Here is a 10,919-nt window from a genome sequence, read left to right as displayed (position 1 = left end):
GGATGCGCTGATGAAATTCCGCGCCGAGTTGAACAAGCAGTTGGAGCCGCGCGGCGTCAAGCTCTCGGTCAACGATTTCATCATCAAGGCCTGCGCGCTCGCGCTTCAGGCGGTGCCGAATGCCAATGCCGTCTGGGCCGGTGACAAGGTGCTGCGGCTCAAACCTTCTGATGTGGCCGTTGCCGTCGCCATCGAAGGCGGGCTGTTCACCCCGGTGCTGAGAGATGCCGAGATGAAATCGCTTTCGGCCCTCTCGGCAGAAATGAAGGACCTCGCCAAGCGCGCCCGCGACCGCAAGCTGGCACCGCAAGAATATCAGGGCGGAACCTTTGCCATTTCCAACCTCGGCATGTTCGGGATCGAGAATTTCGATGCCGTGATCAACCCGCCGCATGGCGCGATCCTCGCCGTTGGTGCGGGGCTGCAAAAGCCGGTGGTGGGCAAGGATGGCGAATTGACCGTGGCCACGGTCATGTCGGTGACGCTGTCGGTGGATCACCGGGTGATCGACGGAGCCCTTGGTGCGGAATTGCTGGGCAAGATCGTCGAGAACCTCGAAAGCCCGATGGTGATGCTGGCCTGAAGATCGGTGCCCCGGCCCATGGTCGGGGCGCGCCCTTTGCCATTCAGCGGGTCAAGACCAGACGCCCGCCGGTGATCTCGATGCTGGAAAAGCGTTGGAGATAGTCCATCCCCAGCAGCGATTGACCCATGTCGCCCTCATTGACCACGGCACGCAGGTTCTCATGCCGCACAGGTCCAACGGTCATGCTCTCAAGGCGCACGGGGGCGGTGCGCACTTCGCCGTTGGCGGTATAGGCGCGGCCCAAATAGGCCAAGGCCCCCGTGTCGATCCCGATCCGTTCCGCATCGCTCTGGCTCAGCACGATCTGGCTGGCCCCGGTGTCGACGACAAAACGCACCGGCACCCCCGAGACTTCGGCGGTCAGGTAGTAATGCCCGTCCGGCGCGCGCGGAAGTTCGATCCGGTCGCCCGACACCACGCTCTGCATCGGGCGCACCGTCTGGCGAATATCGTCCCACAGGCCCAACGCCGCCAAGGCCCCGACAAAGATCAACCCCCAGATCAGCGCCTGCTGTGCCAGCTTGCCCAGTGAGGCGCGGTTTTGTGCAACGAACCAGACCACGAGCACGGACCCAAGGATCACGAGATAAGTCAGTCTGGCGAAATCAAAATCCTGCATGGCCGGTATGTAGGCGCTCAGCCCGCCAGACCAAAGCCGCGCAACCCGTCAAGGACGAATTGCACCGCCAAGGCCGCCAGCAGCATCCCCAAGAGCCGTGTCACCACGTTGATCCCTACCTTGCCAAGCGCGCGCTCCAAGAGGCCAGAGGTCAGAAACATGAAGAAAACCAGCGTGATAACCGACAGCATCACGCCGATGACCCAGACCAGCCCCTCGGCCCCCGGCTTTTGCCCGGCCAAGAGGATCACCGTGGCAATCGACCCCGGCCCGGCAATCAGGGGGATGGCAATGGGAAAGATCGAAGGATCGTCGCCCTCTTCTTCCTCCGCCGCGTCGGCCTGTCCCTTGCGCCGCTGGCCTCGCCGTTCAAAGAGCATGTCGAGCGCAGTCAGAAAGAGGAGCAAGCCGCCTGCAATACGAAAGGCGGGCATCGAGATACCGATAAAACCCAGCACCGCCTCGCCCAAGGCGGCAAAGAGGATCAGGATCAGCGCCGAGGTGATGCAGGCGCGAATGGCAATCGCGCGCCGCCGCGCCGTGCTCATGCCTTGGGTCAGCGCCACAAAGAGCGGCGTCATCCCGATGGGATCAATGATCACGAAGAGCGTGACAAAGGCCGTGATGAGAAAGGCGGTATCCATAAGGCTCTTGCACCATTTTCGGGCTGAATTGCCAAGAGTAAACTCCCCTCAGCCCAAGATTGCGCCCTCAGAGGCGCATGCTCTCAGGTTTCCGCCGCCTCAAGCCGCTCCAATGCCTCCATCCAGAGGGTTTCGGCGAGGGACAGGCCATCTTCGATCTCGGCATATTTCTTTTGCCATTGGGTCAGGCCGTGGATGTCGTCATAGATCGCGGGATCGGCCAGCTTCGCGGCGACCTTGCTCTCCATATCCTGAAGTTTGGCGATGCGCTCTTCACAGCGTTTCACATCCTGCCGCAGCTTGAGAATGGCATCACGCGACGGCTTTTTGGCTTTGATTTCCTTGGGTTTTTCCGCAGGCTTTTCTGTGTCCGAGCCGCTGAGCAGCATGGCACGATAGCTCTCCAGATCGCCCTCGTAGGGGGCCACTTCGCCACCCCGCACGAGCCACAGTCGATCCGCCACCAGACCCAGCAAATGCATGTCATGGCTGACCAGAATGATCGCCCCGGAATAGGCGGTCAGCGCCTCTACGAGCGCCTCGCGGCTCTCGATGTCAAGGTGATTGGTCGGTTCGTCGAGAATCAGCATATGCGGCGCATCGAGCGTGGCCAGCATCAGCGACAGACGCGCCTTTTGACCGCCCGAGAGCTTGCCCACCAGCGTTTCCGCCTGTTCCGCGCCGATGCCAAATCCCCCCAGACGCGCCCTCAGTTTGGAGGGCGTTTCGGTGGGACGCATCCGGCGGATGTGGTCGATGGGGGTTTCATCCAGGTGCAATTCCTCGACCTGATGCTGCGCGAAATAGCCGACGCGCAGCTTCGAGGATTTGTGCAACTGCCCTTCGATTGGTTGAAGTTTGCCCGCCAAGAGCTTGGAAAGTGTGGATTTCCCTTCACCATTTCGGCCAAGGAGGGCGATCCGGTCATCCTGATCAATCCGCAGATTTAGCCGCCGCAACACCGGCACGCCATCATAGCCCACCGATCCGCTCTCGATCCGCAGGATGGGCGGCGAGAGTTCTTCGGGCGTCGGAAAGGTAAAGCGTTTGAGCGCCGCCTCTTGCGGCGTCGTGATCGGTTTGAGCTTGGCGATCATCTTGAGGCGCGATTGGGCCTGCACGGCCTTGCTCGCCTTGGCGCGGAAGCGGTCGACAAAGCTCTGGAGATGCGCGCGGCGTGCGTCCTGCTTTTTCGCCTCAGAGGCGGCGGCGGCGAGACGGGCGGCGCGGGTTTCCGCAAAAGTCTCGTAACCCCCTTGATAAAGCGTAAGTTTCTTGTCTTCGAGATGCAGGATCGAGCCCACGGCGCGGTTCAAGAGCCCGCGATCATGGCTGACGATCAGCACCGTATGCGGATAGCGCGCGAGGTAGGTTTCCAGCCACAGCGCGCCTTCAAGGTCGAGATAGTTGGTCGGTTCGTCAAGGAGCAGGAGGTCGGGCTGTGAAAAGAGCACGCCCGCCAAGGCCACGCGCATCCGCCAGCCGCCGGAAAAGGCGGAGCAGGGCATAAGCTGTTCTTCGTCGGTGAAGCCCAGACCTTTGAGGATGCTGGCCGCCCGCGCCTCGGCGGACCAGGCGTCGATATCGGCCAGCCGCGTCTGGATTTCGGCGATCCGTGCGCCATCGGTCGAACGCTCGGATTCTTCCATGAGTTCAGCGCGTTCCGTGTCATAGCTCAGAACTGTGTCGATGAGCGAGACCGCATTTCCCGGCACTTCCTGCGCCACACCGCCGATGCGCGCGCGCGAGGGCAGGCTGATGCTGCCGCCTTCCAGCGCCAATTCGCCCCGGATCAGGCGGAAGAGGGTGGTCTTGCCCGTGCCATTGCGGCCCACGATGCCAACCTTGTGGCCATCGGGGATGGAGGCAGAAGCGTTTTCGATCAGGGTGCGGCCCGCGACCGAATAGGTGATATCGTCAATGTTCAACATGGCCCCCGCATGCCGTATGTGCGCGCCGCCGTCAATCGCGGCTTTTCAAGGGACGGTGCGCATGTTATCGGACCCGCGACAAAACGCGGTTGGGCAAGGGGCCGGGCCGGTGAAACCTACGGAAAAGAGGCTGAAATGGCTGTTGAACGCACGCTGAGCATCATCAAACCCGACGCGACCAAGCGCAACCTGACCGGCAAGATCAATGCCAAGTTCGAAGATGCGGGTCTGCGCATTGTCGCGCAAAAGCGCATTCAACTGACGCCGGAGCAGGCGGGTGTTTTCTACGCGGTGCACAAAGCACGGCCGTTCTACGGCGAACTGTGCGAATTCATGGCATCCGGCCCGGTTGTGGTGCAAGTTCTGGAAGGTGAAGGCGCTGTCGCCAAGAACCGCGAAGTGATGGGTGCCACCAACCCTGCGGATGCAGCCGCCGGCACGATCCGCGCGGAATTCGCCGAGTCGGTGGGTGAGAATTCGGTCCACGGTTCGGATGCGCCCGAGACCGCAGCGGTCGAGATCGCCTATTTCTTTTCGGGTCTCGAACTGGTCGGCTGATCTTGAAGTGATGGATTAGGAAAAGGCCGTATCCCATTGGGATCCGGCCTTTTTCATTGCTCAGATGCTGGCGTAATCCTGATAGACCGGTGCCGCATTTGACGTGGGTTGCGGTCGGGGCGCGGATTGCGGGGGCGCGGATTTGGCCCCGGTTTTCGGGGGGGTGGCCTGTGGCATGGGACTGCTCCATTTTGGGGTGGCAAGCCTTGAACGGCCTGACCTTTGATTATCCTTACAGGATCGGTAAGTTTCACGGCGCAGCTAGGGCGCAATTGTGGCGAAACTAAGGCGAATCAGGTGCTTAGATGGTCCACCACGGTGACGCCGTAGCCTTGAAAGCCGTCCATGGCGGCAAGGGCGTCATTCAGGCCTGACAATCCGATGCGTTTGGTGATCAGGCGTTCGGAGTCAAGGTGCCCGGCGGAGATCATGGCGAAAAGGGCGGCAAAGCGGTCAGCCCCCATGCCACGGGTGCCGTGAAGGGTGATTTGGCGGGAATAGACCAGCTCAAGCAGCGGCAATTCGGGGGTCGCGTGGCGGCCAAGGGGCATGCCGATTTGCACATGACGCCCAAGTTTGCGAAGGCTTTTCAAGGAGTTGTGGAATGTGTCGGTGATGCCGAGCGCGTCGAGGGACACATGCGCGCCGCCCTCGGTCAGGTCGCGGACCGCAGCACCCACATCCGGGGTTTGGCTGGCATCAAGAGTGAGGTTTGCGCCGAGGGTTTTTGCGATGCGCAAGGCTTCGGGGTTGACGTCCACGGCCAGAACACGGGCCCCAATTGCCGCGCCGATCATGATGGCCGAGAGGCCGACGCCACCGCAACCATGGACGCTAAGCCATTCACCGGGTTGAGTTTTTGCCCGGTCTACCACAGCGCGAAAGGCAGTGGTGACGCGGCAGCCCATGCCGGCAGCGGCGGCAAAACCCATGGTGTCGGGCAAATGCACAAGGTTGAAATCGGCGCGCGGGATGGCGAGGCGTTCGGCGAAAGCCCCCCAGCCGGTAAAGCCGATGACCTGCTGATGGTTGCAGATCGTGGGTTCGCCGCCCCGGCAATCGGGGCAGGTGCCGCAGCCCAGAATGAACGGGGCCGTGACCCTGTCGCCCACCGCATAGGCCCGACATTCCGGCCCGATTTCAAGGACTTCGCCCGCGAATTCATGCCCCATGACATGCGGCAGGATGACATCGGGATCGGCCCCTTTCCACGCGTGATGGTCTGAGCGGCAGACGCCACAGGCGCGCACGGCAATCACCGCCCCGTCGCGGGGACACTCGGGATCGGGCACATTCGTGATTTCTGTGGGGGTGTTGTAGCGGGTCAGGAGGGCAGCGCGCATCGGGCACCTATGGCTGAAATTTCGCGCAGCCTAGGGGCGGGGATTGGCGCGTGCAAGCCTGTAAGGTTTGTAAGGTTCTACACCTGATTTTGTAAGGTCCGGGAAGGGTCGGGGCCGCCACAGGGAGAGGCGGCCCCAAGGTCGGGCGGGTCAGGCGACCATACGCTCGACCACCTCGCCAAAGGAGGAGGGCGTCGGGACGATTGTGACACCCGCCTCGGAGAGGATCTCGACCTTTTCCTGAGCCGATTCGCCGAAGGCCGAAACGATGGCCCCGGCATGACCCATGCGCCGACCTTTGGGGGCCGAGAGACCGGCGATATAAGCGGCCACCGGCTTGGTCATGTGGTCGCGGATATAGGCGGCGGCTTCGGCCTCTTGCGGGCCGCCGATTTCACCGACCATGACCACGGCGTCGGTATCGGGATCATTCTCGAAGAGTTCCAGAATGTCGCGGAAGGACGAGCCGTTGATCGGATCGCCGCCGATACCCACGGAGGTGGATACACCGATTCCGCGCTCTTTCATCTGGCTGGCGGCCTCATACCCCAAGGTGCCTGAGCGCCCGATGATGCCCACGCGACCCGGTTTGTAGATATGCGGCGGCATGAGACCGGCAAAGGCCTGACCGGGGGTGATGATGCCCGCGCAGTTGGGGCCGATGAGGCGCATGCGTTTTTCCGCCTTGTAGCGGCGCATGTAGCGTTTGACCTTGATCATGTCGCTGGCGGGGATGCCGTCGGCGATACAGACACAGGTGGTGATACCGGCATCTGCTGCCTCCATGATGCTGTCGGCGGCAAAGGGGGGCGGGACGAAGCAGATCACGAGATCGGCACCGGTTTCGGCCACGGCCCCTTTGACCGTGTTGAAGACGGGCAAGCCGTTGTGCTTGGTGCCGCCCTTGCCGGGGGTCACGCCACCCACGACGTTGGTGCCGTGGTTGATCATGTCCTGAGTGTGAAAGCTGCCGATGCGGCCGGTGAGGCCGGTCACGAGAACGCGGCTGTTCTTGTCGATGATAATGGCCATCATGCGGCTCCCTTGACGGTGGTTTTGGTGTCGGACCAGGCGCGGACCACCAGATCGGCGGCTTCGGCCAGGGTTTCGGCGGTCAGGATCGGCAGGCCGCTTTCGGCGATCAGCTTGCGGCCCTCTTCGACATTGGTGCCCGAAAGGCGCACGACGAGCGGCAGGGTGAGGTTCAATTCGCGCACCGCGCGGATGACGCCCTCGGCGATCCAGTCGCAGCGGTTGATGCCTGCGAAGATATTGACGAGAATCGCCTCGACATTGCGGTCGTTGAGCACGGCGCGAAAGGACATGAGCACGCGCTCGGGGCTGGCGCCGCCGCCCACGTCGAGAAAGTTGGCCGGTTCGCCACCCGCCATCTTGATCATGTCGAGCGTGGCCATGGCGAGCCCTGCGCCGTTGACGATGCAGCCGATTTCGCCCTCAAGCCCGATGTAGTTGAGGCCACGGTCGCCTGCGAAGGTTTCGCGCGGGTCCTCTTGGCTCTTGTCGCGGAGTTCCGAGATTTCGGGGCGGCGGAAGAGGGCGTTGTCGTCAAAGCTGACCTTGGCGTCGAGGGCCATGATTTCGCCGGACTGGCTCACGACCAATGGGTTGATTTCCACCATATTGGCGTCGGTTTCCTCCATCATTTTGTAACAGCCGATGATGGTCTTGACCGCCTGCGGGATGAGGGCGGCGTCAAGGCCGAGGGAAAAGGCGATTTCGCGGGCCTGAAACGCCTGCATGCCCACCGCCGGATCGACCACCGAGCGGATGATCGACTCGGGTTGTTGCGCGGAAATTTCCTCGATCTCCATGCCGCCCTGACCGGAGGCCACGACGACGACGCGCTCTTCCTTGCGGTCCATCACGAAGGCCAGATAGATTTCCTGCGCGATGCTGGTGGCCTCTTCGATATAGAGGCGGCTCACGAGTTTGCCTTGGGGGCCGGTCTGATGGGTGACGAGCATCCGGCCCAGCATCCAGTGCGCGGCCTCGGAAATCTCGGTCTCGTTCTTGCAGATGCGCACGCCACCTGCCTTGCCGCGCGCGCCGGAGTGGATCTGGGCCTTGACCACCCAACGGTCGCCGGAAAGCTCGGAGGCGCGGTAGACCGCCTGTTCGGGGCTATAGGCGATGCCGCCGCGCGGCACCTGCACGCCAAAGCGTTTCAAGAGTTCCTTGGCCTGGAATTCGTGGATATCCATTTGGTAGTCCTCCCTTTTCTGGTTGGCCTTTGTTGGTTTGGCCCTCAGCCTTTGGCGGCGATGGCGTCGGCGACACTGATGACGTTGTTGGCCATGCGTTCGGATGCGGCGTCGATCATCTTGCCGTCGAGGCTGGCAGCCCCTTTGCCTTGGGCTTCGGCCTTGCGCAGTTCTTCGATGATGCGGCGGGCGCGGGTGACTTCGGCCTCGGGGGGCGAGAAGACATCATTGGCGAGCGCGATCTGGCTGGGGTGGATGGCCCATTTGCCCTCGATCCCCAAGGTGGCGGCGCGTTTGGCGCTGAGCGTGTAGCCGTCGGGGTCGGAGAAATCGCCGAACGGTCCGTCGATGGCGCGCAGGCCGTAAGCGCGGCAGGCGACGGTCATGCGGCTGAGCGCGAAGTGCCATTGGTCGCCGGGGTAATCGGGGTTGAGGCCGCCAATCACCACGGTGCGGGCGCGGTTGGAGGCGGCGTAATCGGCCACGCCGAAATGCAGCGCTTCGAGCCGTCCGGGGGCCGCGGCGATCGCCTCGACATTGGCCATGCCGAGGGCGGTTTCAATCAGCGCCTCAAGGCCGATGCGGTGGGTAAAGCCCATCGCCGTCTCGATCTGGCTGACCATGGTTTCGACGGTGTAGAGATCGGCGGGCACGCCCACCTTGGGGACGAGGATTGTGTCAAGGTGCTGACCTGCCTGTTCCACAATCTCGACCACGTCGCGATACATGTAATGGGTATCGAGCCCGTTGATGCGGATGGAGATGGTCTTGCCCTTGGCTTTCCAGTCGATGTCGTTGAGCGCCTGAATGATATTGGCGCGGGCCTGCACCTTGTCGGGGGGGGCGACGGCATCCTCAAGGTCAAAGAAGATGTAATCGACGTCCGAATCCGCCGCCTTGTCGATCATCGACGGGCTGGAGCCGGGCACGGCGAGTTCCGAGCGTTGCAGGCGTTGCTTTTTCAGCGGGTGAAGCGTGTAGCTCATGTAAGTCCCCGATCAGGCGGCGCGGGCGGGTGCGAGGCGCGCCTGCCGGGTGGGGGTGGAGGCACGGAAATGTTCCTGTGCGGCGGCGATGCCGCAGCCCGGTTCAATCGCAGCCCCGGCATCGCAGAGCGCCATTTCAGCGGCCGAAATCGCACCGCAGAGCATCACCGGGTTGAGCGAACCCAAGTGACCGATGCGGAAGGCGCGGCCCGCGAGTTTGGCGAGGCCCGAGCCGAGCGAGGTCTGGTATTTGTGATATGCGGTGGCGATCACGTCGCGGGCATCGACGCCTTCGGGCGTGTAGATGGCTGACACGGTGTCGGAGTGCCATTCCGGGCCATGGGCCACAAGGCGGCAGCCCTGCCATTCGGCAATCGCGGCGCGCACGCCGGTGGCGAGGCGGTGGTGACGGTCCCACACACTCTCCATGCCAGCCGCGAGCAGCATGTCGAGCGAGCAGCGCAAGCCGCGCAGGAGTTGCGTGGCGGGGGTATAGGGGAAATAGCCGGTGTCGTTCAGCTTGATCATGTCGGCGAAGCTGAAATAACAGCGCGGCATTTTGGCACGCTCATGGGCGGCGAGCGCCTTGTCGCTGACGCCCAGAAGGCCCAGACCGGCGGGGAGCATGAAGCCCTTTTGCGATCCTGCGACGGCGAGATCGACGCCCCAATCCTCCATCTCGAATTCAATCGAGCCGATCGAGCTGACACCATCCACAAAAAGGAGCGCGGGGTGGTTTGCCGCGTCAAGAGCCGCGCGAATGGCGGCGATGTTGGAGGTGACGCCGGTCGCGGTCTCGTTATGGGTGGCAAAGACGGCCCTAATCTTGTGCGCCTTGTCGGCGGCGAGTTTCGCGGCGTAGTCCTCGACCGGCACGCCCTTGCCCCAGTCCACCTCGCAGAGATCGACATCGAGGCCCAAACGCTCGGCCATATCGACCCAAAGCATTGAAAACTGACCGAAACGCGACATGAGCACGCGGTCGCCGGTGTTGAGCGTATTGGAGATTGCCGCCTCCCATGCGCCGGTGCCGGAGGTCGGGTAGACGAAGACGCGGCCATGGGTCAGGCGGAACGCCTTTTTGAGATCCGACAGCAGGGGCAGGATGAAATCGCCAAAGTCTGGCGCGCGCATATCCTCCATCGGGATATTCATCGCGCGGCGCACCTCGTCAGGCACATTGGTGGGTCCGGGAATAAAAAGATGCGAATGGCCGTTCATGTCTGTCCTCCTTCAGGCTTGGCCCTTTATGCGGTGGGCGGCGGCATGTCGTAATGCCCGCGCGCATGGAAAAGCGCGGCCATGCGAGGGGCGCATAGCCCCGGCGGGTAGGGGCATCCTACCCGGTGGGGGCGCGGCGGTATGCCGTTGCATTCTGAAAAATCGTTTGATTTCAGGAAGTTCCTTGGTCTTGTATAAGGGTGCAGGAGGAGGAGACTGTGCGAGACATGGAAGACGCGACCGTTGAGGACGCAGCATTGGACGTGCCCGAGGTGATCGTGGCCGACCGGCAGGCGATTGTCTGTCAGGGACTGGGATCGCTGGTGGCGCAGATTGCGGCGGTGCGGCTTGGCCCGTTTGCCACGGACCTTGCAAGCCTGCGCAAGGCGCTGGGCGAGCGACCGGGGCGGGTGATCCTTGTTCTGGGGGTGCGGCTGGCGGATGCCGATCTGGGCCGGGTGCTGGAGATGCTGCGGCGCGATCATCCGCGTGTGATGGTGGTGGTGGTGGCCGAAGAGGCCGAGTTTGCATTCATCCGCACGGCGGTGAAGGCGGGCGCGCATTCGGTCTGCATGATGGGGCAGGTTCTGAGCAGCCTGCCGCGCGTGCTGGGCCATCTGGTCGAGGGGCACAGCATCCTGCCGGTGGAAATCCTCAAGCGGTTGATGGGCGAGCAGGGGGATAGCCTGACCCGGCGCGAGCATGAGATATTGGGGCTGTTGGTGGATGGGCTCACGAATTTCCAGATTTCGGCGCGGCTGGGGCTCTCGGAGAATACGGTCAAGTATTACCTCAAGGCGATTTACCAA

The 10,919-nt window shown here is 62.7% G+C and carries 11 protein-coding genes; 3 read left to right on the top strand and 8 right to left on the bottom strand.

Annotated features, from left to right (window positions below):
- Nucleotides 1-583 (top strand): dihydrolipoamide acetyltransferase family protein (locus tag KBT70_RS05335; RefSeq protein ID WP_296629491.1); only part of this gene is annotated, 583 nt, incomplete at its 5' end.
- Between the two features lie 43 nt (nt 584-626).
- Here KBT70_RS05335 and KBT70_RS05330 read toward each other — a convergent pair.
- From KBT70_RS05330 to KBT70_RS05320, 3 genes are all read right to left on the bottom strand, one after another.
- Complete coding sequence (locus KBT70_RS05330) at nt 627-1,205, bottom strand: TIGR02281 family clan AA aspartic protease (RefSeq protein ID WP_296629490.1); 579 nt, start codon at nt 1,203-1,205, stop codon at nt 627-629.
- A 17-nt stretch (nt 1,206-1,222) separates the two neighbouring features.
- Complete coding sequence (locus KBT70_RS05325; RefSeq protein WP_296629489.1) at nt 1,223-1,849, bottom strand: MarC family protein; 627 nt, start codon at nt 1,847-1,849, stop codon at nt 1,223-1,225.
- Nucleotides 1,850-1,932: 83 nt separating this feature from the next.
- Nucleotides 1,933-3,780 (bottom strand): ABC-F family ATP-binding cassette domain-containing protein, encoded by a 1,848-nt coding sequence (locus KBT70_RS05320; protein ID WP_296629488.1) that lies wholly within the window; start codon nt 3,778-3,780, stop codon nt 1,933-1,935.
- A 135-nt stretch (nt 3,781-3,915) separates the two neighbouring features.
- Here KBT70_RS05320 and ndk point away from each other — a divergent pair, with 135 nt between their 5' ends.
- Nucleotides 3,916-4,338 (top strand): nucleoside-diphosphate kinase, encoded by a 423-nt coding sequence (gene ndk / locus KBT70_RS05315; protein ID WP_296629487.1) that lies wholly within the window; start codon nt 3,916-3,918, stop codon nt 4,336-4,338.
- A 293-nt stretch (nt 4,339-4,631) separates the two neighbouring features.
- Here the strand turns inward: ndk and KBT70_RS05310 are convergent, their stop codons facing one another.
- From KBT70_RS05310 to KBT70_RS05290, 5 genes are all read right to left on the bottom strand, one after another.
- A complete protein-coding gene (locus KBT70_RS05310; protein ID WP_296629486.1) occupies nt 4,632-5,681 on the bottom strand; it encodes a zinc-dependent alcohol dehydrogenase family protein in 1,050 nt (349 codons plus the stop codon).
- 150 nt (nt 5,682-5,831) lie between these two features.
- Complete coding sequence (sucD, locus tag KBT70_RS05305; RefSeq protein ID WP_206018408.1) at nt 5,832-6,713, bottom strand: succinate--CoA ligase subunit alpha; 882 nt, start codon at nt 6,711-6,713, stop codon at nt 5,832-5,834.
- On the bottom strand, nt 6,713-7,903 hold the full coding sequence (locus KBT70_RS05300) for a malate--CoA ligase subunit beta (RefSeq protein ID WP_296629485.1): 1,191 nt from the start codon (nt 7,901-7,903) through the stop codon (nt 6,713-6,715). Before KBT70_RS05300 ends, sucD begins: the two co-directional genes overlap by 1 nt.
- A 44-nt stretch (nt 7,904-7,947) precedes the next feature.
- Nucleotides 7,948-8,889 (bottom strand): CoA ester lyase, encoded by a 942-nt coding sequence (locus KBT70_RS05295; RefSeq protein WP_296629484.1) that lies wholly within the window; start codon nt 8,887-8,889, stop codon nt 7,948-7,950.
- 12 nt (nt 8,890-8,901) lie between these two features.
- Nucleotides 8,902-10,110: an aminotransferase class V-fold PLP-dependent enzyme gene (locus KBT70_RS05290; protein WP_296629483.1), complete on the bottom strand. Its 1,209-nt coding sequence runs from the start codon at nt 10,108-10,110 to the stop codon at nt 8,902-8,904.
- 227 nt (nt 10,111-10,337) lie between these two features.
- On the opposite strand from KBT70_RS05290, the gene KBT70_RS05285 reads away from it, so the two are divergent.
- A partial coding sequence (locus KBT70_RS05285; protein ID WP_296629482.1) for a LuxR C-terminal-related transcriptional regulator occupies nt 10,338-10,919 on the top strand: 582 nt, incomplete at its 3' end.

The organism is Roseovarius sp. (assembly GCF_018066915.1).
In the GTDB taxonomy this organism is placed as follows: Bacteria; Pseudomonadota; Alphaproteobacteria; order Rhodobacterales; family Rhodobacteraceae; genus Roseovarius.
Note: the sequence above shows the minus strand (reverse complement) of the source record. Positions and strands in the feature narration are given on the sequence as shown.

Excerpts from the sequence above, each read along its gene's own strand:
- KBT70_RS05320 (WP_296629488.1), bottom strand. The coding sequence starts at position 3,780 with ATGTTGAACATTGACGATATCACCTATTCGGTCGCGGGCCGCACCCTG.
- KBT70_RS05310 (WP_296629486.1), bottom strand. The coding sequence starts at position 5,681 with ATGCGCGCTGCCCTCCTGACCCGCTACAACACCCCCACAGAAATCACG.
- sucD (WP_206018408.1), bottom strand. The coding sequence starts at position 6,713 with ATGGCCATTATCATCGACAAGAACAGCCGCGTTCTCGTGACCGGCCTC.
- ndk (WP_296629487.1), top strand. The coding sequence starts at position 3,916 with ATGGCTGTTGAACGCACGCTGAGCATCATCAAACCCGACGCGACCAAG.
- KBT70_RS05295 (WP_296629484.1), bottom strand. The coding sequence starts at position 8,889 with ATGAGCTACACGCTTCACCCGCTGAAAAAGCAACGCCTGCAACGCTCG.
- KBT70_RS05300 (WP_296629485.1), bottom strand. The coding sequence starts at position 7,903 with ATGGATATCCACGAATTCCAGGCCAAGGAACTCTTGAAACGCTTTGGC.
- KBT70_RS05290 (WP_296629483.1), bottom strand. The coding sequence starts at position 10,110 with ATGAACGGCCATTCGCATCTTTTTATTCCCGGACCCACCAATGTGCCT.
- KBT70_RS05330 (WP_296629490.1), bottom strand. The coding sequence starts at position 1,205 with ATGCAGGATTTTGATTTCGCCAGACTGACTTATCTCGTGATCCTTGGG.
- KBT70_RS05325 (WP_296629489.1), bottom strand. The coding sequence starts at position 1,849 with ATGGATACCGCCTTTCTCATCACGGCCTTTGTCACGCTCTTCGTGATC.